The organism is Arthrobacter silvisoli (assembly GCF_003369445.1).
GTDB lineage: Bacteria > Actinomycetota > Actinomycetes > Actinomycetales > Micrococcaceae > Arthrobacter > Arthrobacter silvisoli.
The window spans coordinates 110,179-132,149 of the sequence record NZ_QRCU01000077.1; the positions used below are offsets into that span (position 1 = coordinate 110,179).

At 64.8% G+C, this 21,971-nt stretch carries 17 protein-coding genes and 1 tRNA gene; 14 read left to right on the top strand and 4 right to left on the bottom strand.

Going from position 1 to position 21,971, the window contains the following annotated elements:
* On the bottom strand, positions 1 to 1,380 hold the full coding sequence (locus DWV11_RS18130; RefSeq protein WP_115790313.1) for a PspC domain-containing protein: 1,380 nt from the start codon (positions 1,378 to 1,380) through the stop codon (positions 1 to 3).
* A 126-nt stretch (positions 1,381 to 1,506) separates the two neighbouring features.
* Here DWV11_RS18130 and DWV11_RS18135 point away from each other — a divergent pair, with 126 nt between their 5' ends.
* Positions 1,507 to 2,817, top strand: a complete 1,311-nt coding sequence (locus DWV11_RS18135; RefSeq protein WP_115790314.1) for an ATP-binding protein — start codon at positions 1,507 to 1,509, stop codon at positions 2,815 to 2,817.
* A complete protein-coding gene (locus DWV11_RS18140; protein ID WP_115790315.1) occupies positions 2,814 to 3,497 on the top strand; it encodes a LuxR C-terminal-related transcriptional regulator in 684 nt (227 codons plus the stop codon). Before DWV11_RS18135 ends, DWV11_RS18140 begins: the two co-directional genes overlap by 4 nt.
* Before the next feature lie 63 nt (positions 3,498 to 3,560).
* Here the strand turns inward: DWV11_RS18140 and DWV11_RS18145 are convergent, their stop codons facing one another.
* Complete coding sequence (locus tag DWV11_RS18145) at positions 3,561 to 4,790, bottom strand: pyridoxal phosphate-dependent aminotransferase (protein WP_115790316.1); 1,230 nt, start codon at positions 4,788 to 4,790, stop codon at positions 3,561 to 3,563.
* Positions 4,791 to 5,049: 259 nt separating this feature from the next.
* Here DWV11_RS18145 and DWV11_RS18150 point away from each other — a divergent pair.
* The 9 genes from DWV11_RS18150 (at position 5,050) to rplL (ending at position 11,427) form a co-directional block, all read left to right on the top strand.
* A tRNA-Trp gene (locus tag DWV11_RS18150) sits at positions 5,050 to 5,122 on the top strand.
* Positions 5,123 to 5,199: 77 nt separating this feature from the next.
* Positions 5,200 to 5,481 (top strand): preprotein translocase subunit SecE, encoded by a 282-nt coding sequence (gene secE, locus DWV11_RS18155; RefSeq protein ID WP_074587838.1) that lies wholly within the window; start codon positions 5,200 to 5,202, stop codon positions 5,479 to 5,481.
* A 115-nt stretch (positions 5,482 to 5,596) separates the two neighbouring features.
* Positions 5,597 to 6,358 carry a transcription termination/antitermination protein NusG gene (gene nusG, locus DWV11_RS18160; RefSeq protein WP_115790317.1) on the top strand — a complete coding sequence of 254 codons (762 nt, stop codon included), beginning with the start codon at positions 5,597 to 5,599 and terminating at the stop codon, positions 6,356 to 6,358.
* A gap of 130 nt (positions 6,359 to 6,488) precedes the next feature.
* Positions 6,489 to 6,920 carry a 50S ribosomal protein L11 gene (gene rplK / locus DWV11_RS18165; protein ID WP_115790318.1) on the top strand — a complete coding sequence of 144 codons (432 nt, stop codon included), beginning with the start codon at positions 6,489 to 6,491 and terminating at the stop codon, positions 6,918 to 6,920.
* A gap of 144 nt (positions 6,921 to 7,064) precedes the next feature.
* Positions 7,065 to 7,772: a 50S ribosomal protein L1 gene (rplA, locus tag DWV11_RS18170; protein ID WP_115790319.1), complete on the top strand. Its 708-nt coding sequence runs from the start codon at positions 7,065 to 7,067 to the stop codon at positions 7,770 to 7,772.
* A gap of 97 nt (positions 7,773 to 7,869) precedes the next feature.
* Positions 7,870 to 8,958: a GNAT family N-acetyltransferase gene (locus tag DWV11_RS18175; RefSeq protein WP_115790320.1), complete on the top strand. Its 1,089-nt coding sequence runs from the start codon at positions 7,870 to 7,872 to the stop codon at positions 8,956 to 8,958.
* Positions 8,937 to 10,079: a GNAT family N-acetyltransferase gene (locus DWV11_RS18180; RefSeq protein ID WP_425452079.1), complete on the top strand. Its 1,143-nt coding sequence runs from the start codon at positions 8,937 to 8,939 to the stop codon at positions 10,077 to 10,079. The genes DWV11_RS18175 and DWV11_RS18180 overlap by 22 nt, the downstream gene beginning before the upstream one ends.
* A gap of 310 nt (positions 10,080 to 10,389) precedes the next feature.
* Entirely contained in the window at positions 10,390 to 10,968 is a 579-nt protein-coding gene (gene rplJ / locus DWV11_RS18185; protein ID WP_115790322.1) for a 50S ribosomal protein L10, read from the top strand.
* 78 nt (positions 10,969 to 11,046) lie between these two features.
* Positions 11,047 to 11,427, top strand: a complete 381-nt coding sequence (gene rplL, locus DWV11_RS18190; RefSeq protein WP_074587828.1) for a 50S ribosomal protein L7/L12 — start codon at positions 11,047 to 11,049, stop codon at positions 11,425 to 11,427.
* Positions 11,428 to 11,479: 52 nt separating this feature from the next.
* Here rplL and DWV11_RS18195 read toward each other — a convergent pair whose 3' ends face one another.
* Positions 11,480 to 11,950 carry an aminoacyl-tRNA deacylase gene (locus tag DWV11_RS18195; protein ID WP_115790323.1) on the bottom strand — a complete coding sequence of 157 codons (471 nt, stop codon included), beginning with the start codon at positions 11,948 to 11,950 and terminating at the stop codon, positions 11,480 to 11,482.
* Positions 11,951 to 12,068: 118 nt separating this feature from the next.
* A complete protein-coding gene (locus DWV11_RS18200) occupies positions 12,069 to 13,268 on the bottom strand; it encodes an acetyl-CoA C-acetyltransferase (protein WP_115790324.1) in 1,200 nt (399 codons plus the stop codon).
* A gap of 404 nt (positions 13,269 to 13,672) precedes the next feature.
* Between DWV11_RS18200 and rpoB the strand changes: the two genes are divergently transcribed.
* From rpoB to rpsL, 3 genes are all read left to right on the top strand, one after another.
* Positions 13,673 to 17,194, top strand: coding sequence for a DNA-directed RNA polymerase subunit beta (gene rpoB, locus DWV11_RS18205; protein ID WP_115790473.1), 3,522 nt, complete (start codon positions 13,673 to 13,675; stop codon positions 17,192 to 17,194).
* Positions 17,195 to 17,291: 97 nt separating this feature from the next.
* The gene (locus tag DWV11_RS18210) at positions 17,292 to 21,191 is read left to right on the top strand and encodes a DNA-directed RNA polymerase subunit beta' (protein WP_115790325.1); all 3,900 of its coding nucleotides are present in this window, start codon (positions 17,292 to 17,294) and stop codon (positions 21,189 to 21,191) included.
* A gap of 404 nt (positions 21,192 to 21,595) precedes the next feature.
* Entirely contained in the window at positions 21,596 to 21,970 is a 375-nt protein-coding gene (rpsL, locus tag DWV11_RS18215; RefSeq protein ID WP_009358312.1) for a 30S ribosomal protein S12, read from the top strand.
* Position 21,971 lies beyond the last annotated feature (1 nt).

Genomic DNA, 21,971 nt, shown 5'->3' on the forward strand with positions numbered 1-21,971 from the left:
TCAGTTTCCTTCCTGGATGGTGACGTTGCTGAAGGTGCCGTCCAGCTGGATGACCATGCTCGCCCCCGGCTTGCCGGTGTTGAAGAAATGCTGCGCTTCGGACTGACCCGTGTTGCCGCCGGCTCCCGTGAGGTTTCCGAAGGTCATGTTTGCCTTGATCTCCACGGGTACCGTGTCGGGAATGAGTACCTTGACGTTGCTCGCGGTGATCTTGAGCGGCACCACCAGGCCGGATTCCAAAGGCTCATCCAGTTTCACCTGAGTGAGGTCCACCGTCCCGTTCGCACCGGTGATGTCGTAGCCGTTGTGGGCGTCCGATATGGTCAGCGGAGCCCATTGGGCATTCTGCAGGGCGAAGTGGTCGCCGCGGGGAATCACGTTGAAGATCCCGCCGATCACCAGTGCCACCACTGCCAGGAAGCCCAGGAAGCCGGAGGTCCGGCCTCGGAGTCCGGCAACCAGGATGCCCAGCCCGAGCACGGCGGCGCCGCTCGCCCAGACCACCGCGTTGGCGGCGTCACCCAACTGGATGGTGCCGCCGGCGTCGAGCAGTTTGAGGGTGCCGCCCACCAGGAGCGCAGCTCCTGCGGAGACCGCCACAATTGCGGCGCCGGGTCCTTGCCGGCGCGGTCCGCGCGGCTGCCCGCCGGTCCACTGCGGCGCGGCCGGGGCGCCCGGGTATCCGGGCCCGGACGGAATGCCCGACGGCGGTGCCTCACCGGGGAGCGGGAGGTTTGCGGCCGGGGGAACCGGGCTTCCGCCGGGTGCGGGGGCGGCGAATGCCTGCGGGCCGCCGTGCATGCCTGGTGCGCCCGTGGAGGTTCCGCCCTGTGGTGCGGCCGGCCCCGGCCCTGTGTAGTACTGGTTTGCCACGGTGTATCCCCCGTTCCGGTTCTTGTTCCGCCGGACCAGGAAGTAGGCCAGGAAGGCCACCACGCCCACCCAGAAGAGGGTCCAGAAGAGGCCGGGGAGGCCGTTCCAGCCCCAGCCCCAGACGCCCCGGCCGAGGCCGGGAAGGCCGATGATCGTGGTGATCAAGGCGCCTGTCATGCCCGCCGTCCAGCGCCCGGCACCCGCCTCCTGTGCATGGATGCGCCCGTCCGGTTCCGGCAGCAGGGCCCAGGCCACGCCATAGAGCAGGACGCCGATGCCGGCGAAGATGGCGAGGACCACGAAGATGCCGCGGACAATCAGCGGGTCGATACCGAAGCGGTGGGCGATGCCGCTGGCAACGCCGCCGATCCACCTGTCCCGCCCCCGGGAGATTCCCTGGCTGCGGATCCAGTCGAAGAAGTTTTGTGTGGGCCGGGGGCCGGGTTCACCGCTGTGGCCGGCCTCTTCGCCCTGCCCGGAGGTTCCGGGTGTGCTGTTCTGGTTCATACCTTGATCCTGCCGCCAGGGCGGGAGTGTCCTCTACTGGGGGATACCCTGAACCGTCCCTGAGGGCGCCCTGGGATACCCCGGTTCCGGGGTTCCCGGACCCCTGATCCGTGCTTGGATGGAGGCATGACAAGCCCTGCCCAACGCCCGCCGCTGTTCCGAAGCGGTGACCGCATGATTGCCGGCGTGTGCAGTGGCCTTGCCGCGCACCTCGGGTGGCCGGTGAAGTACCTGCGGATCGGCATGGTCCTGGCAAGCTTCGCCGGCGGCGCAGGCCTCATGTTCTATGCATGGCTCTGGGTCCTGGTCCCGACCGCGGACGAAGGGGCCCGCCGGCTGGCGTCGTCCATCGGCCCTGCGGTGAGCGCGTCACTTCCGGCGCCAAACGCGCCGCTGTCTGCCGGAGGATCGCCGTCCGCGAGGCCCGCCGTGCCTTGGTTCAGCGGTCGCCGGTTCCAGTACGGCAAGGAACTGCTGCTCGGGGCCGGCCTGATTTTCGTGGCGGGAATCCTCATCGCGCGCCAGCTTGGCGTGGACCTGCCCTTGGGCACCTTGATTCCGGCAGCCGCCATTCTCGGCGGTGCCGCCATCGCCTGGATGCAGCTGGACGAGACCCGCAGGGCCGGACTGGTCGACAAGACGAAGGCCGACCAGGCGGGCGGCTGGGTCCGCCTCGCTGCGGGCCTGGCCCTGGTGGTGGCCGGGGTGCTGGTCATGGTCTCGGGGTCGGGTTCCTGGGAACAGACCTGGTTGGCCCTGCTGGCCTCGGTGGCGGTGCTCGGCGGTGTGGTCCTGGTCCTGCTGCCGTGGGGACTGAAGTTCTGGAGGGATCTGGAAACGGAACGCGCGGGCCGCGTCAGGGAAACCGAACGGGCGGAGATCGCCGCCCATCTGCACGACTCGGTCCTGCAGACACTGGCCCTGATCCAGCGCCGCGCAAGCTCGGAACAGGATGTGGTCCGCCTGGCCCGCGCCCAGGAGCGTGAACTCCGGGGTTGGCTGTACCGGGACCAGGCTGCCGGTTCGGGACAGCTTGCCGACCGCATCAAGGCGGTTGCCGCCGAAGTGGAAGACACCCACGGGCACATGGTCGACGTCGTCAGCGTCGGGGACACAGTCATGGGCGAACGGCACGAGGCGCTGGTCCAAGCCGCCCGGGAGGCCATGCTCAACGCCGCCCGGCACGGGGGCGGAACGGTGTCCGTCTACCTGGAGACTTCGGACGCGGGAAGCGAGATCTTCGTCAAGGACCGTGGCCCGGGATTCGACCCCGAGGCGGTCCCGAAGGACCGCCTGGGCGTCCGCGAATCGATCATCGGACGCATGAAACGGCACGGCGGCACGGCTGCGATCAGCAGCGGTCCCTCAGGGACCGAAGTGCGCCTCAGCCTTCCGGCGGCCGGCCCGGACGAACGCAACGGAGAGGGAAGACCATGAATGCTGCAGGCACCGCGGGCGATGGTGGAAACCAGCGGAGGATCCGCGTGGTGGTGGTCGATGACCACGCCATTTTCCGCTCCGGCCTGAAGGCCGACCTCGATTCCCGGATCGACATTGTCGGCGAGGCGGGCTCCGTCGAGGAAGCCCTCCGGGTCATCGCCGAACAGCGGCCTGAAGTGGTCCTGCTGGACGTCCACCTGCCAGGCGGCCTGGGCGGCGGTGGCCGGGAGGTGATCAGCAAGTCTGCGCACATGCTGGGAAGCACCAGCTTCCTCGCCTTGAGCGTCTCTGACGCTGCGGAAGACGTGGTGGCCGTGATCCGGGCGGGCGCCCGCGGGTACGTCACCAAGACCATTTCCGGGCCCGGGATTTCCGACGCCGTCATCCGCGTTGCCGATGGCGACGCCGTGTTTTCGCCGAGGCTGGCGGGTTTCGTCCTGGACGCCTTCGGTACCTCACCGTCGGACATCGCCGACGACGAACTGGACCGCCTGTCCGCCCGCGAACTCGAAGTCATGCGGCTCATTGCACGCGGCTACAGCTACAAGGAAGTTGCCAAGGAACTGTTCATTTCCATTAAGACCGTGGAAACCCACGTGTCAGCAGTGTTGCGTAAGCTTCAGCTCTCCAGCCGGCACGAACTGACCAAATGGGCGGCCGAACGCCGCTTGCTGTGAACCGCGAACCGGCCCCGAGACGAAGAATGCCCCCTCCGGTGAGGGGGCATTCTTCACGTGGTGCTACTTGGCTTTGCCGAGGAAGTCCTGGAGGCGGCGCACGCCTTCGGCGAGGTCCTCGTCGCCCAGTGCGTAGGAGAGGCGCACGTACCCGGACGGGCCGAAGGCCTCACCCGGAACGATCGCCACCTCTACCTCGTCCAGGATCAGGGAGGCCAGCTCGGCGGAGGTCGACGGGCGGACCGGGCCGTTCGCCGTCGGGAATTCCTTGCCGAGCAGGGCCCGGACGTCGGCGTAGACGTAGAACGCGCCGGTCGGCGTCGGGCATTCAACGCCCTCGATGGCGTTCAGGCCCGCCACGATCGCCTTGCGGCGGCGGTCGAAGGCAACCTTCATTTCGTCGACGGCGGTGAGCGGGCCGGAGACTGCGGCGAGGGCGGCGATCTGCATGATGTTGGAGACGTTCGACGTCGAGTGCGACTGCAGGTTGGTGGCAGCCTTGATGACATCGGCCGGGCCGATCATCCAGCCGACCCGCCAGCCGGTCATGGCGTACGTCTTGGCGACACCGTTGAGGATGACCACCCTGTCGCCGAGCTCGGGAGCGGCGGTTGCGATTGATGTGAAGGGCACGCCGTCGTAGGTCAGGTGTTCGTAGATCTCGTCGGTGACCACCCACAAGCCCTTGGCGGCGGCCCACTTGCCGATTTCGGCCACTTGCTCCGGGCTGTAGACGGCGCCGGTGGGGTTGGAAGGGGAGACGAAGAGCAGGATCTTCGTCCGCTCCGTGAGGGCGGCTTCGAGCTGATCGACGGTAACCAGGTAGCCCTGCTCCGGGCCGGCGAACACCTCCACCGGCACACCGCCGGCGAGACGGATGGCCTCAGGGTAGGTGGTCCAGAAGGGGGTCGGGATGATGACCTCGTCGCCCGGGTCGAGCAGGGTGGCGAAGGCGTTGTAGACGGCCTGCTTGCCGCCGTTGGTCACCAGGACCTGGGAAGGGTCTACCTTGTAGCCGGAATCGCGGAGGGTTTTCTCCGCGATGCCCTTCTTCAGTTCGGGAAGGCCGGCTGCGGGGGAGTACCGGTGGTTCTTGGGATCGCCGGCGGCCTCGATGGCGGCCTTGACGATGTAGTCCGGGGTGGGGAAATCCGGTTCCCCTGCGCCGAAGCCGATAACGGGACGGCCGGCGGCCTTGAGCGCCTTCGCCTTGGCATCAACGGCAAGGGTGGCGGATTCGGCAATGGCGGAAATTCTCTGTGATACGCGGGCGGGAGCTGTTCCGGCAGGCATGTGGGACCGTTCTTCGCTGGCAGCGTGAGCTGGATGATGGGAAACGACGAGTTCTACTCTATGCTGTTCTGCGGACGCCCTGCTGGCCCCGTTTGCGAAAGTGACGGCTGCGGCAGGGAGGCCAGGATGTCCCGGGCACACCGGAACGGTCCCGGTTCGACTATCGCGAAGTTCTTGCGTAGACTGGTTCACCGGTGTTGAAAAACATCACAATGGTCCGCGCCTCTGGTGTGGCCGAAATATTATGGATTCGTTCCATAGGGTAGTGGCGCAATTGGTAGCGCAGCGGTCTCCAAAACCGCAGGTTGCAGGTTCGAGTCCTGTCTGCCCTGCGCAGGCTGTTCCGGGTTCAGTCCGGGACAGACGCGGCAACGGTTCTGATCAGAACCGGGTCAACAACGTTGCATGGATGAGTGAGGACCGGGTGACCGAAACAGCTGCAAGCAGCTCGAAGGGCCGACCTGCCAGGAAGGCCGACGCCGGCTTCTTCGCTCGAATCACCCTCTTTGTCCGCCAGGTAATCGGCGAACTCAAGAAGGTGGTCGCTCCGACCCGCAAGGAACTGATCAACTACACCCTTGTGGTGCTGGTTTTCGTGGCCGTCATGATGCTCATCGTCACCCTGCTGGACCTGGCCTTCGGTACCGGAGTCAGCTGGGTGTTCGGCGGATCAGGCGCCACGGACCGCTAAACGGATCACTCCGCAAACCGTGCCGGAATCCCCGGAAATTCAAGGGATTTTGCAGGGTTTGCGGAATTGAGCCATTTAAATAGGCATGTTAGGCAATGAGGAAGCAGGAGACCAAGTGTCTGAGCAGGAGCTCGAGGTAAACGAGACTGAGCTGGATGGAAGCACGGACGCGGCGGCGGAGGCCCCCGAGACGTCCGAGGCTGAGTCTGCTGCGCCTGAAACCGCCGGAGAAGAGTCCGGCGACGACGCCCTTGCCGCCGCCGCTGCAGCCGCACCGGCCGATCCGGCCGAAGAATTCAAGGCCAAGCTGCGCCGCCAGGAGGGTGACTGGTACGTCATCCACTCCTACGCCGGTTACGAGAACCGTGTGAAGGCAAACCTTGAGACCCGCATCCAGACCCTGGACATGGAAGATTACATCTTCGAAATCCAGGTGCCCATGGAAGAAGTCGTTGAGATCAAGAACGCCCAGCGCAAGGTCATCAACCGCGTGCGCATACCCGGCTACGTCCTGGTCCGCATGGACCTGACGGATGCTTCCTGGGGCGCCGTCCGCCACACCCCGGGTGTCACTGGATTCGTGGGCAACGCCCACAACCCCGTGCCGCTGCGCCTCGACGAGGTCTTCTCCATGCTCGCCCCGGTCTTCGAAGAAGAGCAGGCCGAGAAGGGCAAGCCGGTCAAGCAGAGCGCCACTCCGGTTGCCGTGGACTTCGAGGTCGGCGAATCGGTCATCGTCAAGGAGGGTCCCTTCGAGACCCTCCCGGCCACGATCTCCGAGATCAAGCCCGAATCCCAGACCCTTGTGGTGCTGGTTTCGATCTTCGAGCGCGAAACCCCGGTCACGCTGGCGTTCAACCAGGTCACCAAGATCTGATAGACCAAAAGATTTCGCCCTGCTTCCGCCTGCTTAGCGGTGGCGGGGCGGCCGGCCGCCTTGCCATGGCGGCCAACAACCTGAGGCACGCTCCTGTGTCCCAGGACGCTATTTAGAGAAGGACCCTACATTGGCTCCCAAGAAGAAGGTCACCGGCCTCATCAAGCTGCAGATCCAGGCAGGTGCCGCCAACCCGGCCCCGCCGATCGGTCCTGCGCTTGGCCAGCACGGTGTCAACATCATGGAATTCTGCAAGGCGTACAACGCCGCAACGGAAGCCCAGCGCGGAAACGTCATCCCGGTTGAAATCACGGTCTACGAAGACCGCTCCTTCACCTTCGTTACCAAGACCCCGCCGGCTGCAGAACTCATCAAGAAGGCTGCAGGCGTTGCCAAGGGCTCGTCGACTCCGCACACCGTGAAGGTCGCCAAGCTCACCCAGGCACAGGTCGAGGAAATCGCTTCCACCAAGATGGAAGACCTCAACGCCAACGACATCGCGGCTGCTGCCAAGATCATCGCCGGCACCGCCCGCTCCATGGGCATCACTGTCGAAGGCTAAGCAAAGCCTTCAACCGCCGGGAAACCGGCAATTGAAAATCATTGAAATGTTGGCAATCCGGCATAGCTAATCAGCCGGACTTCCAATCGTGGCAGGGCCGAGCGCGGTCCGCAGACCACAACTGCACAAGGAGAAACAAGCAGCATGGCAAAGCGCAGCAAAGCATATGAGGCAGCCGTAGCCAAGATCGAGGCTGGCAAGGTCTACGCCCCGTTCGAGGCCATCAGCCTGGCGAAGGAAATCAACCCGTCCAAGTTCGACGCAACGGTTGAGGTCGCTTTCCGCCTCGGCGTTGACCCCCGCAAGGCCGACCAGATGGTCCGCGGCACGGTCAACCTTCCCCACGGCACCGGCAAGACTGCCCGTGTCCTGGTATTCGCAACCGGTGACAAGGCTGAGGCAGCAATCGCTGCCGGCGCCGACTTCGTTGGTTCCGATGACCTGATCGAAAAGATCGCAGGCGGCTGGACCGACTTCGACGCAGCCGTTGCCACCCCGGACCTCATGGGCAAGGTCGGCCGTCTCGGCAAGGTCCTCGGCCCCCGCAACCTCATGCCGAACCCGAAGACCGGCACGGTTACCCCGGACGTCGCCAAGGCTGTCAACGACATCAAGGGCGGCAAGATCGACTTCCGCGTCGACAAGCACTCGAACCTGCACTTCATCATCGGCAAGGCATCCTTCGACGCCGTCAAGCTGGCCGAGAACTACGCCGCAGCCCTCGAAGAGGTCCTCCGCCTGAAGCCGTCCGCTTCCAAGGGCCGCTACATCCAGAAGGCCACCGTCACCACCACGTTCGGCCCGGGCATCTCCGTGGACCCGAACGTCACCAAGGTCCTGACCGAAGCCTAAGCTTCACCAGTTCCACTTCAAGAAAGCCGCCCGGCCTGTGCCGGGCGGCTTTCTTGCATCCTCGGCCGGGGACCCTGCGCGGGTTTAGGCTGGGGCCATGGTCGAAGCTGTGGAAGCCACCATCCATGAACTCCATCTGCCGCCCAGCCTCCAGGGCCCGGAAGCTGCGGAGTTCCGCGAATACTGCGAAGCCCTCGACGGGATCCTGCTGGAACACTGGGGCAACCTGGACCTTGCGGCATCCCTGCCCGCACGGTTCACCGGCTGGGCGGACAACGACTACCGCAAGCTCCGCAACTTCTACCTCCGTGTGGACGGGAAGGTCGTCGGGAGGGGATTCGTTGAACTTTCCCTGAAGGACAACCTGAGCAGTGCGTGGTTGCGCGTCGACGTCTTGGGACCTTACCGCCGCAGGGGACTTGGCAGCATGATGCTCCAACAACTCGAAACCGTCGCCCGTGACGAAGGCAGGTCGGTCCTCATGGCGAGCTCGGGGGACCCCGCACGGCCGGAGTACGGGGCGGAGGTCCTGCCGTCGCCGGTGGGCACGGGATCGGTGCCCAGGAACGCGCCCGGCACGGCATTCGCCCTTCGTCATGGCTACTCGCTGGCCCAGGCAACGCGCTACAGCACCCTGCGGCTTGACGGCTCCCCCGACTGGTCGGGGCTCATGGCCGAGGCCGAAGCGGCATCCTCCGAGTACGAGTTGCTCAGCTGGACGAACAGTTGTCCCGAGGCCCTGGTGGACGAGCTCGCCGTCCTGATGGGCCGGATGAGCACGGACGCTCCCGTGGGCGGCTTGGACTACGAAGCCGAGGCGTGGGACCGGGCGCGCGTGCGTACCTTGGAGCAGGAGACGGCGGAAGAAGGCCAGGACTGCCTTGTGGCTGCTGCCCGGCACCGGGCCAGCGGGGTGCTCGGCGGGTACACGGCGCTTTATGTGGACCGTTTGAAGCCGTGGCTGGGCGAGCAGGACGATACGCTTGTGGCAGCAGGGCACCGCGGCCACCGGCTCGGCATGAGGTTGAAGATCGCCAACCTGCGACGCTTGAAACTGGAATATCCCCGCGTTGAACGAGTGACCACCATGAACGCGGAGGAGAACCGCTACATGTTGGCAATCAACGTGGCGCTCGGCTTCGCACCCTCGGGTACCTACGGCGAATGGCAGAAGAGGACTGGATGACGGACAACGTGGAGATCGGACAGCTGTGGATTCCGGATTCGCTGGAAGCGGCCGACGCCAAGGACTTCCTCGAAGCTGTCGAGGTGAGCAGGAAGGTCCGCATGCAGCTGTGGGGCACCGACGACCTTGCCTACACCCCGCTGGAAAAGCTCCTTGAGCTGGGGGACCCGTACGAGCGCCAGGTCATCCTGGTGGCGAGGATTGCGGGCCGGATCATCGGCACCGTGGACATCGCGCTGCCCCTGGCGGACAATCTCGACCTGGCCGAATTCACGCTCGACATCCTCCCGGAATTCCAACGGCGCGGTGCCGGCCGCCGTCTCCTCGAAGCCGCAGAGCAGCTTGCCCGCGCCGAAGGCCGCACCATGGCGATGGTGGACACCAACCACCCCGCGGCGTCCCTGCAAGGCGACGCCGGAGAACAGCTGGTTCCGGGCAGCGGCCTCGGCTCTGTTCCCCTGGCCAGTCGTGAAGTCGACTTTGCCCAGCGGGCCGGCTATACCCTGCAGCACATCGAGCAGTTCAGCTCCTGCACGCTTCCCCTCGACTCGAAGCTCGTGTCCGAACTCGAAGCGGAGGCGGATGCCGCGAACGGCGGCAGGTACCGCATTCACCACTGGACGGACCGTTGCCCCGACGAGTGGCTTGACGCCGTCGCCGCCCTGGAAAACGCCGCCGGTGAAGGGATCGACGACGGCGCGGCAGGGGCGGTGGAAGAACAACTGGTGTTCGACGGCGGGATGTTGCGGGAGGCGGAGGACGCCGCCATCGCGCAGGGCCGCCGGACTGTTGTCACCGCCGTCGAGCATGTCGCCAGCGGCCGCATCGTCGGCCTGACCACCATCGGGGTCCTCGCCCAGCGCCAGGACGTGGTGTTCCAGGACGACACCACGGTGCTGCAGGAACACCGCGGGAACAAGCTCGGCCTGCTCATCAAGGTCGCCAACATGCAGCGCCTGAGTGAGCAGTTCCCCGATGCCCGCGTGATCTACACCTGGAACGCGCCGGAGAACCGCTACCTGCTCACGGTCAACAAACAGCTCGGGTTCACGACGGCGGGTGTGACGGGCCTCTGGCAGAAGGAACTTCCCGCCCGGGCAGGCACAACATCTTCGGAATGAGCCGGGCTCTTGAGCCGGCCGATTTGGAATAGGGCGGCACCGTCCCGTAACCTTGAACTACCAAAGACCGTCGGTTGATGGGAATCCACTTTCCAAGCAAAGCTCAACAGTGCAGCTGCGCCCGGAAGGATCCGCGGATTCCCGGACGAAGGACCCTGACAAGGGCGGCCGGCGCAGGTGAACGAAGCAAGTCTCCGTGGTCATGGACCGCGTCGAGCCAAGCCCCGTGCATCTGCGCGGGGCGTTTTTCGTTGCAGCTCTTCTTGAGCGGGGACCCGGAAGACCGGCATTATTCCCCGGAAGGAGGGTTATGGCAACGCCCAACAAGATCTCCGCAGTAGCTGAGATCACCAACGATTTCAAGGAATCGACCGCCGCTGTCCTGACCGAATACCGCGGGCTCTCTGTTGCACAGCTCAAGCAGCTGCGTGTTTCTCTCGGCCAGGACACCAAGTTCTCGGTCGTCAAGAACACCCTGACCGCCATTGCAGCCAAGGAAGCCGGTGTCGAAGCATTCGACGGCCAGCTTGCAGGCCCCACCGCAATTGCGTTCATCAAGGGTGACGCGGTTGCCGCCGCCAAGAGCCTGACGGACTTTGCCAAGGCCAACAAGCAGCTGATCATCAAGACCGGCTACTTCGAGGGCAAGGCTCTGAACGCAAGCGAAGTTGCCGCCCTGGCTGCACTCGAGTCCCGTGAGCTGCAGCTCGCCAAGGTTGCCGGTGTCCTCAAGGCTCCTGCTGCCGCTGCTGCACGCATCATCGACGCTCTGCGCATCAAGCTTGAAGAAGAGGGCGGCGCTCCGGCACCGGCCGCTGAAGAAGCTCCGGCTGCTGAAGAAGCTGCTGCTCCGGCCGAAGCCGCCGAAGCTGCAAGCGAAGAGAACTAAGTTCTCCCCCCAATCAAAACTCCGGTGCGGCGGCGGGCATGGCCCGCGCAGGCACCACCTAAAGGAAGGACGCCAACCATGGCGAAGCTCAGCAACGAAGAGCTCATCGAAGCTTTCAAGGAACTGACCATCATCGAGCTCTCCGAGTTCGTCAAGCTCTTCGAAGAGACCTTCGAAGTTACCGCTGCTGCTGTTGCAGTTGCCGGCCCGGCCGGTGGCGGCGCAGGCGCTGAGGAAGCTGAAGAGAAGAGCGAATTCGACGTCATCCTCGAATCCGCTGGCGACAAGAAGATCGCAGTGATCAAGGAAGTCCGCGCCATCACCTCCCTCGGCCTCAAGGAAGCCAAGGACCTGGTTGACGGTGCTCCGAAGGCTGTTCTCGAAGGCGCCAACAAGGAAGCTGCCGAGAAGGCCAAGGCTCAGCTCGAAGAAGCAGGCGCAACCGTTACCCTCAAGTAACCCGCCTTGCATTTGGAAGCCCCGTCCGGTTCGCCGGGCGGGGCTTCCTGCGTTAACAAGCCGGTTCGCTGATATCCGCCACCACCGCATCCAGCGCGGCCGTCAGGGCGTCGGCGTCGACGAACGCGCTGAAGCCGTGGGCGCCGGCGCCCATTGAGATCCGCCTGCCGGCAATGCTGGCGTCCGCGTAGACCGGCCATGGGGTGGTGCTGCCGAGGGGCGTGATGGTCCCGCGTTCGTAACCGGTGGCTTCCAGCGCGACGTCGGCATGCGGCAGGGAGAGCTTGTTGACGCCCAACAATGCCCGCAGCTTCGGCCACGAGATCTGCCGGTCCCCGGGAATCAGGGCGAAAAGGAAGCTCCCGTCCCGGTGCTTGACCACCAGCGACTTCACGATGTCCCCAGGCGTGATCCCCAGGATCCCGGCGGCCTCCTCGAGGCTTCGGGCGGCCTGGCGTTCCACAAGCTGGACCTCCAGCCCGCGGGCCTGGGCATCGGCGAGGAACCGGTCGGTACCGTTCACGTGTCCTTCCTTCCGCGGACCTCCGGGGCCCGCCTGGATTCCTGTTGCGTCGGCCGCTGTCAGCCTGCCGTCCTGCGGCAGGGGCTCGTGCCAGCCGTGCTACATCAGTCGCGGTACATCAGTCGCGGTAGAGCAGGAGCGCTTCGCCCTGTCCGCCGCCGCCGCAGAGGGACACCGCGGCTTTGCCCGATCCGCGCCGCTTGAGCTCGTGGGCCGCGTGCAGTGCAAGCCGGGCGCCGGACGCCCCGATCGGGTGGCCCAGCGCGATCGCGCCGCCGTGGATGTTGCACTTTTCCAGCGGGTAGGAGAGTTCCTTGAGGGACTGCACGGCCACCGAGCCGAACGCTTCGTTGATCTCGATGAAGTCCAGGTCTTCAACCGTCCAGCCCGCATTCGCGAGTGCCCGCTTGATGGCATTGGACGGCTGCGAGTGCAGCGAGTTGTCGGGGCCGGCCACCTGGCCGGGCTTGCCGACGACTGCGAGGTACTCCAGGCCCTTCTCCTCGGCGTACGCGCGGCTGCACAGCACGAGTGCGGAGGCGCCATCGGACAGGGGAGAGGAGTTGCCCGCGGTGATGGTGCCGTCGCTGGCGAACGCGGGCCGGAGCGGCGCCAGGGTGTCCAGCGTCGTGTCCGGGCGGATGCCCTCGTCTTCGGTCACCACTACCGGTTCGCCCTTGCGCTGCTTCACGCTGAGGGGGGCTATCTCGCCTTCGAACACGCCCTCCTTGACCGCGACGCCGGCACGCCGGTGCGAGGCAGCCGCCACTTCGTCCTGGGACTTGCGGTCGATGCCGAGGGTGACGTTCCGGGTTTCAGTCGACAGGCCCATCGACTGACCGTCGAAGGCGTCGGTGAGTCCGTCGTGGGCGGCGACGTCCAGGGCCTGGATGGCCCCATAGGTCCAGCCCTGGCGGGAACCGGGCAGCAGGTGCGGGGCCCGGCTCATGGATTCCTGGCCGCCGGCGACCACCACGGTTGCGTCGCCGCTGCGGATCAGGCGGGCGGCGTCGATCACTGCCGTGAGCCCCGAGAGGCAAACCTTGTTGATGGTGACGGCGGGGATGTTCCAGCCGACGCCGGCCGCGATGGCGCTCTGCCGGGCGGGGTTCTGGCCGGCGCCGGCCTGCAGGACCTGACCCATGATGACGGCGTCGACGTCGGCGGCGGCGATTCCGCTGGCCGCGATGGCCGCCGAGATCGCGTGGGCGCCGAGCTCGACGGCGGTGAATCCTGCCAGCTGCCCGTTCAGCCGCCCCTGTGGGGTGCGTGCCGCGGCCAGGATGACAACGTCGTTGTTGTCTGTTGCGTTGCTCATTTTCTCTCTTCCGTTCAGGAAACCAGTGAGCCAAGGCTACAACGCATGGTGTGCCTCACAATGTCAACGCGGGGAGCGGGCGGTCCATTCCGGCAACCCGCCGGGAATGCCCAGTAGGTGCCTGCGGCAACCTTGCTTGCAATCGGCGGGGAAGTGGGGTAGACAGGTAGGTCGATTTGCCGTATTGTGGATATTTGCGTCTTCCCTGTTAACCTTCAGCCTTCATATAGCGGTGGGCTTTACCTCTCAGCTGCGCCATTGACGTGCCTTTGACCAGGCAAATCAAGGCGGGCCGGGGCCCGGGTCATATAGCGGAACCGGACTGGTGCCCTGCGGACTTTGTGCCCGCGGGAAACAAACGGGGGAGATCTGAAAACGCCTGAAGGTCTGTGGAAGGATCCCTCTTGGTCGCCTCGAGCACCTCTAATGTAAATAACGCAGGAACCGCTATCAATGCCGACAGCACCGACGGTGCTACTCGCCGGCTCTCATTCGCAAAGATTCACGAACCGCTTGATGTTCCGAATCTCCTCGCTCTGCAGACGGACAGCTTTGACTGGCTCGTCGGAAACGAACGCTGGCAGGCGCGGGTTGCGAAGGCCGTCGAGGAAGGCGACCTGAGCGTCGCCACCACGTCCGGACTCGCCGACATCTTCGAAGAGATCTCCCCGATCGAAGATTTCCAGGGCACCATGTCCCTGAGCTTCTCCGAACCGGAGTTCGCTGACCCCAAGTACACCATGGCCGAGTGCAAGGACCGTGACGCCACCTACTCGGCGCCGCTGTACGTCAAGGCCGAGTTCATGAACAACAACACGGGCGAAATCAAGCAGCAGACCGTGTTCATGGGCGACTTCCCGCTCATGACGGAGAAGGGCACCTTCGTCGTCAACGGCACCGAGCGTGTCGTCGTTTCCCAGCTGGTCCGTTCTCCGGGCGCCTACTTCGAGCGCGCCGCGGACAAGACCAGCGACAAGGACATCTTCACCGCGCGCATCATCCCGTCCCGCGGTGCATGGTTCGAGCTCGAAATCGACAAGCGCGACCAGGTCGGCGTTCGCCTCGACCGCAAGCGCAAGCAGTCCGTCACCGTGCTGCTGAAGGCCCTCGGCTGGACCGACGGCCAGATCCTCGAAGAGTTCGGCCAGTACGACTCCATGCGCGCCACGCTGGAGAAGGACACCACCGAAACCCGCGAAGACGCGCTCCTGGACATCTACCGCAAGCTGCGCCCGGGCGAGCCGCCCACCGTCGAAGCTGCCGAGGCCCTGCTGCGCAACCTCTACTTCGAGCCCAAGCGCTACGACCTTGCCAAGGTCGGCCGGTACAAGATCAACCGCAAGCTCGGCATCGACCGCTCCCTTGGCGACAAGGAAGCTTCGGTCCTGCACGTCGAAGACATCGTTGCCATGATCAAGTTCCTCGTCGCGCTGCACGCCGGCGAGAAGACCATCATCGGCAAGCGCGATGGCGAAGATCACGAGATCCGCGTCGAGATCGATGACATCGACCACTTCGGCAACCGCCGCATCCGCGCCGTCGGCGAACTGATCGAAAACCAGGTCCGCACCGGCCTGTCCCGCATGGAGCGCGTCGTCCGCGAACGCATGACCACGCAGGACGTCGAGGCCATCACTCCGCAGACCCTGATCAACATCCGCCCTGTGGTGGCAGCGATCAAGGAGTTCTTCGGAACTTCCCAGCTGTCCCAGTTCATGGACCAGAACAACCCGCTGTCGGGCCTGACCCACAAGCGCCGCCTCTCGGCGCTTGGCCCGGGTGGTCTGTCCCGTGACCGCGCCGGCATGGAAGTCCGAGACGTCCACCCGTCGCACTATGGACGTATGTGCCCGATCGAAACCCCTGAAGGCCCGAACATCGGTCTGATCGGTTCGCTGGCATCCTACGGCCGCATCAACCCGTTCGGCTTCATCGAGACCCCGTACCGTCTGGTTTCCAACGGTGTTGTCTCCGACGAGGTCCAGTACCTGACGGCAGACGACGAAGCCGAGGTGCTGATCGCCCAGGCGAACGCACCCCTGGACGCGAACAACAAGTTCTCCGAAGAGACCGTGCTTGTCCGTGCCCGCGGTGGTGGCGGCGAGCCCGTGCTCGTGCCCGCCGATGACGTCCAGTTCATGGACGTTTCCCCGCGCCAGATGGTGTCGGTGGCTACCGCCCTGATCCCGTTCCTTGAGCACGACGACGCCAACCGCGCCCTCATGGGTGCGAACATGCAGCGCCAGGCCGTGCCGCTGGTCCGTTCCGAGGCCCCGTTCGTGGGCACCGGCATGGAGCGCGCCGCAGCCGTTGACGCCGGCGACGTCGTCATCGCCAAGAAGGCCGGTGTGGTCAGCGAGGTTTCCGCCGACCTCGTGGTCATGCTGAACGACGACGGCACCGAGTCCAGCTACCGGATCAGCAAGTTCGCCCGCTCCAACCAGGGCAACTGCTACAACCACCGTGTCCTGGTGAGTGAAGGCCAGCGCCTGGAAGTCGGCGGCATCATCGCCGACGGCCCTGCAACGGACCAGGGTGAGCTCGCTCTCGGTAAGAACCTCCTCGTGGCATTCATGTCCTGGGAAGGCCACAACTTCGAGGACGCCATCATCCTGTCCCAGCGCATCGTCGCTGAGGACGTCCTTTCCTCCATCCACATCGAGGAGCACGAGATCGATGCCCGCGACACCAAGCTTGGTGCCGAGGAAATCACCCGTGACATCCCGAACGTGTCCGAGGAAGTCCTGGCGGGCCTGGACGAGCGCGGCATCATCCACATCGGTGCCGAGGTCGAGGCCGGCGACATCCTGGTCGGCAAGGTCACCCCTAAGGGTGAAACCGAACTGACCCCGGAAGAGCGCCTGCTGCGCGCCATCTTCGGCGAGAAGTCCCGCGAAGTCCGCGACACCTCCCTGAAGGTGCCGCACGGTGAGTCCGGTACCGTCATCGGCGTCCGTGTCTTCGACCGCGACAACGACGACGAACTGCCCCCGGGCGTGAACCAGCTGGTCCGCGTCTACGTCGCCGCCAAGCGCAAGATCACCGACGGTGACAAGCTCGCAGGCCGTCACGGCAACAAGGGTGTCATTTCCAAGATCCTGCCGGTCGAGGACATGCCGTTCCTCGCCGACGGCACCCCGGTGGACATCGTCCTGAACCCGCTGGGTGTTCCGGGTCGTATGAACGTCGGCCAGGTCCTGGAAACGCACCTCGGCTGGGTTGCCAAGACCGGTTGGAAGATCGAAGGCGAGCCGGAGTGGGTCAAGAACCTGCCGAACCTGCCGCGTGAGACTTCTGCCAACCAGACCCTCGCCACCCCGGTGTTCGATGGTGCCCGCGAAGAGGAAATCACCGGGCTGCTGGACTCGACCAACGTGACCCGCGACGGCGACCGGCTGATCGACTCCTCCGGCAAGACGCGCCTGTTCGACGGCCGCTCCGGCGAGCCGTTCCCGGACCCGATCTCCGTCGGCTACATGTACATCCTGAAGCTCCACCACCTGGTGGACGACAAGATCCACGCCCGCTCCACCGGCCCGTACTCCATGATCACCCAGCAGCCGCTTGGTGGTAAGGCGCAGTTCGGTGGCCAGCGGTTCGGTGAAATGGAAGTGTGGGCCCTCGAGGCCTATGGCGCCGCCTACACGCTCCAGGAACTGCTCACGATCAAGTCGGATGACATCCACGGCCGCGTGAAGGTCTACGAAGCCATCGTCAAGGGCGAGAACATCCCCGAGCCTGGCGTTCCGGAATCCTTCAAGGTCTTGATCAAGGAAATGCAGTCGCTGTGCCTGAACGTGGAGGTCCTCTCCACCGACGGTACGACGATCGAAATGCGTGACTCTGATGACGCAGTCTTTACGGCTGCGGAAGAACTGGGCATCGATCTGTCTCGTGCAGAGCCCAGCTCCGTAGAAGAGGTCTAGTGAGCCGGCGACGGCGGCCTCCCGCCGCCGTCGCGCTCCTCCTCTTTCCGTAAACCAAGACTTCAGAACTTAGAGAACAAGAGAGAACAGGGACCACATGTCCAGCGAATCCTCCTTCGGCCTCATGCAGATCGGCCTCGCCACCGCGGAAGACATCCGCGGCTGGTCTTACGGTGAGGTCAAGAAGCCGGAAACCATCAACTACCGCACGCTCAAGCCCGAGAAGGACGGCCTCTTCTGCGAGAAGATCTTCGGCCCGTCCCGCGACTGGGAATGCTACTGCGGCAAGTACAAGCGCGTGCGCTTCAAGGGCATCATCTGTGAGCGCTGTGGCGTCGAAGTCACCCGCGCCAAGGTGCGCCGTGAGCGCATGGGCCACATCGAACTGGCCGCCCCCGTCACCCATATCTGGTACTTCAAGGGTGTTCCCTCCCGCCTGGGCTACCTCCTTGACCTCGCGCCGAAGGACCTTGAGAAGGTCATCTACTTCGCCGCGTACATGATCACCAGCGTCGACGCCGAAAGCCGCCACGCCGAACTGCCAAATCTCCAGGTCGAACACGACCTCGAGAAGAAGCAGCTGGTTGACAACCGCGACAGCGACATCGCCGCGATCGCCCGCGACCTTGAGGACGAGCTTGCCCGTCTCGAGGGCGAAGGCGCCAAGGCCGCCGACAAGAAGAAGGCCCGCGACTCCGCCGACCGCCAGATGGCGAACGTGCGCAAGCGTGCCGACGCCGAGATCGAGCGCCTTGAGCAGGTCTGGGACCGCTTCAAGAACCTGAAGGTCGCCGACCTCGAAGGTGACGAGGCCCTGTACCGCGAACTGCGTGACCGCTACGGCATGTACTTCGAAGGTTCCATGGGTGCCGAAGCCATCAAGAAGCGCCTTGAGAACTTCGACATGCAGGCAGAGGCCGAGTCGCTGCGCGACACCATCCAGAACGGTAAGGGCCAGCGCAAGACCCGCGCCCTGAAGCGCCTTAAGGTCGTCAACGCCTTCCTCACCACCAACAACAGCCCGCTCGGCATGGTGCTGGACGCCGTCCCGGTGATCCCCCCGGAACTGCGCCCGATGGTCCAGCTGGACGGTGGCCGCTTCGCGACCTCCGACCTCAACGACCTCTACCGCCGTGTGATCAACCGCAACAACCGACTCAAGCGACTGCTGGACCTCGGTGCCCCGGAGATCATCGTCAACAACGAGAAGCGCATGCTTCAGGAAGCTGTTGACAGCCTCTTCGACAACGGCCGCCGCGGCCGTCCGGTCACCGGTCCGGGCAACCGTCCGCTGAAGTCCCTGAGCGACATGCTCAAGGGCAAGCAGGGCCGTTTCCGCCAGAACCTGCTCGGCAAGCGCGTCGACTACTCCGGCCGTTCGGTCATCGTCGTCGGCCCGCAGCTGAAGCTGCACCAGTGCGGCCTGCCCAAGCAGATGGCCCTGGAGCTCTTCAAGCCGTTCGTGATGAAGCGCCTGGTTGACCTCAACCACGCCCAGAACATCAAGTCGGCCAAGCGCATGGTCGAGCGTTACCGTCCCCAGGTCTGGGATGTGCTGGAAGAGATCATCACCGAACACCCGGTGCTGCTCAACCGTGCACCTACCCTGCACCGCCTCGGTATCCAGGCGTTCGAGCCCCAGCTTGTTGAAGGCAAGGCCATCCAGCTGCACCCGCTGGTGTGTGGCGCCTTCAACGCCGACTTCGACGGCGACCAGATGGCAGTGCACCTGCCGCTGAGCCCCGAGGCCCAGGCTGAGGCCCGCATCCTGATGCTGTCCTCGAACAACATCCTGAAGCCGTCCGACGGCCGCCCGGTGACCCTGCCTTCGCAGGACATGATCATCGGTCTGTACCACCTGACCACCAAACGGGTTGGTTCGGCCGGCGAAGGCCGCGTGTTCTCCTCGGTTGCGGAAGCCATCATGGCCTACGACGCCCGCGAACTGCACCTGAACTCCCAGGTGAAGATCCGCCTGGAGAACTTCGTGCCGTACGCAGGCTGGGAAGCTCCGGAAGGCTGGGAGCCCGGTCAGCCGGCGCTGGTCCAGACCTCCCTGGGCCAGGTCATCTTCAACCAGACCCTGCCCGAGGACTACCCCTGGGTCGAGGCTGTTGCGGACAAGGGCGAGCTCTCCCGGATCGTCAACGACCTCGCCGAGCGCTACCCGAAGGTCGTTACGGCTGCCACCCTGGACAACCTGAAGGATGCCGGTTTCTACTGGGCAACCCGCTCGGGCGTCACCGTGGCCATCTCCGACATCGAGGTTCCGGAAGCCAAGCCGGGTATCCTCGCCGGTTACGAGACCATGGCTGCCAAGATCCAGGGCCAGTACGACAAGGGCCTGATCGATGACGACGAACGTCGCCAGGAACTGATCGAGATCTGGAACAAGGCGACCAACGAGATCGCACAGGTTATGCGCGACAGCCTGTCGCCGATGAACACCATCAACCGCATGGTGTCCTCCGGTGCGCGCGGTAACTGGATGCAGGTCCGCCAGATCGCGGGTATCCGTGGTCTTGTGGCCAACCCGAAGGGTGAGATCATCCCGCGTCCGATCAAGTCCTCCTACCGCGAGGGCCTGTCGGTGCTGGAATACTTCATCGCCACGCACGGTGCCCGTAAGGGTCTGGCCGATACCGCGCTCCGTACCGCCAACTCGGGTTACCTGACCCGTCGTCTGGTGGACGTTTCGCAGGACGTCATCGTCCGCGAAGAGGACTGCGGTACCGAGCGCGGCCTGAACGTCGCAATTGCCGTGCCGGACTCCAACGGTGAGCTGATCCTGGACGAGAACGTCGAGAACAGCGCGTACGCACGCACCCTGGCAGTCGACGTCGTCGACTCCAACGGGACGGTGCTGGCCCCGGCCGGTACCGACTGCGGCGACGTCGTCATCGGCGAACTGCTGGCTGCCGGCATCACCCAGGTCAAGGTCCGCTCCGTGCTCACCTGTGAGTCGAAGGTCGGAACCTGTGCGCTCTGCTACGGCCGTTCCCTGGCCACCGGCAAGACCGTGGACATCGGCGAGGCCGTCGGCATCATCGCCGCACAGTCCATCGGTGAACCGGGTACCCAGCTGACCATGCGTACCTTCCACACCGGTGGTGCCGTCTCCGCAAGCGGTGGCGACGACATCACCCAGGGTCTGCCCCGTATCCAGGAGCTCTTCGAAGCCCGTACTCCGAAGGGTGTTGCGCCGATCGCCGAAGCGGCCGGCCGCATCACCATCGAAGAGTCCGAGCGCCAGATGCGCCTGATCATCACCCCGGACGATGGTTCCGAGGAGATCGCCTACCCGGTGCTGCGCCGTTCCCGCCTCCTCATCGAGGACGGCGAGCACGTCAGCGTCGGCCAGAAGCTGATCAACGGTCCGGTGGACCCGAAGCAGGTTCTGCGCATCATGGGTCCGCGTGCCGCCCAGAAGTTCCTGGTGGACGAGGTCCAGGGCGTTTACCGCAGCCAGGGCATTGGCATCCACGACAAGCACGTGGAAGTCATCGTCCGCCAGATGCTGCGCCGCGTGACTGTCATCGAATCCGGCGACTCCGAGCTGCTCCCGGGCGAGCTCGCCGAGCGCTCCCGCTTCGAAGACGAGAACCGCCGCGTGGTGTCCGAGGGCCTTACCCCGGCTTCCGGTCGTCCGGAACTCATGGGTATCACCAAGGCGTCCCTGGCGACCGAGTCCTGGCTGTCGGCGGCTTCCTTCCAGGAGACCACCCGCGTCCTGACGCAGGCGGCCATGGAAGGCAAGAGCGACCCGCTGCTCGGCCTCAAGGAGAACGTCATCATCGGTAAGTTGATCCCGGCCGGTACGGGCTTGCCCCGTTACACCGAGGTCACCGTGGAGCCGACCGAGGAAGCAAAGGCAAGCCTGTTCACGGGTCCCAGCGCTTTCACCGACTTCTCGTATGACGCCCTGGGTGGCGACGGAGCTCCCGAGTTCCACGCCATCCCGCTGGACGACTACGACCTGGGCAACGACTTCCGCTGAGCGGAAGCCTGAACCCAGGCTGTCAGGAAGCCCCCGTGTCCACCAGGACGCGGGGGCTTCCCTGCGTCCGCCGTGCGGCACCCCGGTGTACGACGACGGCGGCAGCCGCCTGCCGCCGTCGTCGCACACCGTTTTAAGGCGGATCGGCAAGCCGTGCTAGACTTTTCGTAATTGTTCTGTGTGGCAGTGGATGAAGGCCGCCGCGGCATCATTTTGGTTTTGTTCTCATGATGTTCGGGTGGAGCCTGTTTCCGGGTTGCGGGCAACTTGCGCAACGAATGCCGCACTTTTGCACGCCCACCGGACCCTAGGGGCCGGCAGCTGCATGAGCAACGCCAAAGCTTCCACGACCCAGGCTGGCGCCTGGCGTGGGGGCAGAGATCAAAACAACGGAGAACACGAAAGTGCCTACGATTAACCAGCTGGTCCGCAAGGGCCGCACGCCGAAGGTCTCCAAGACCAAGGCTCCCGCGCTGAAGGGCAGCCCGATGCGCCGCGGTGTTTGCACCCGCGTTTACACCACCACTCCGAAGAAGCCGAACTCGGCCCTTCGTAAGGTCGCACGTGTGCGCCTGAACGGTGGCGTGGAAGTTACCGCCTACATCCCCGGTGTTGGCCACAACCTGCAGGAGCACTCCATCGTGCTCGTCCGCGGTGGTCGTGTTAAGGACCTCCCGGGTGTCCGCTACAAGATCGTCCGTGGTGCACTCGACACCCAGGGTGTGAAGAACCGCAAGCAGGCCCGCAGCCGCTACGGCGCAAAGATGGAGAAGAAGTAAT

Bases quoted from the DNA above. Each gene is read 5' to 3' on its own strand.
- DWV11_RS18130 (WP_115790313.1), bottom strand. From the start codon at position 1,380: ATGAACCAGAACAGCACACCCGGAACCTCCGGGCAGGGCGAAGAGGCC.
- DWV11_RS18135 (WP_115790314.1), top strand. From the start codon at position 1,507: ATGACAAGCCCTGCCCAACGCCCGCCGCTGTTCCGAAGCGGTGACCGC.
- DWV11_RS18140 (WP_115790315.1), top strand. From the start codon at position 2,814: ATGAATGCTGCAGGCACCGCGGGCGATGGTGGAAACCAGCGGAGGATC.
- DWV11_RS18145 (WP_115790316.1), bottom strand. From the start codon at position 4,790: ATGCCTGCCGGAACAGCTCCCGCCCGCGTATCACAGAGAATTTCCGCC.
- secE (WP_074587838.1), top strand. From the start codon at position 5,200: ATGAGTGAGGACCGGGTGACCGAAACAGCTGCAAGCAGCTCGAAGGGC.
- rplA (WP_115790319.1), top strand. From the start codon at position 7,065: ATGGCAAAGCGCAGCAAAGCATATGAGGCAGCCGTAGCCAAGATCGAG.
- DWV11_RS18175 (WP_115790320.1), top strand. From the start codon at position 7,870: ATGGTCGAAGCTGTGGAAGCCACCATCCATGAACTCCATCTGCCGCCC.
- DWV11_RS18180 (WP_425452079.1), top strand. From the start codon at position 8,937: ATGGCAGAAGAGGACTGGATGACGGACAACGTGGAGATCGGACAGCTG.
- rplJ (WP_115790322.1), top strand. From the start codon at position 10,390: ATGGCAACGCCCAACAAGATCTCCGCAGTAGCTGAGATCACCAACGAT.
- rplL (WP_074587828.1), top strand. From the start codon at position 11,047: ATGGCGAAGCTCAGCAACGAAGAGCTCATCGAAGCTTTCAAGGAACTG.
- DWV11_RS18200 (WP_115790324.1), bottom strand. From the start codon at position 13,268: ATGAGCAACGCAACAGACAACAACGACGTTGTCATCCTGGCCGCGGCA.
- DWV11_RS18210 (WP_115790325.1), top strand. From the start codon at position 17,292: ATGTCCAGCGAATCCTCCTTCGGCCTCATGCAGATCGGCCTCGCCACC.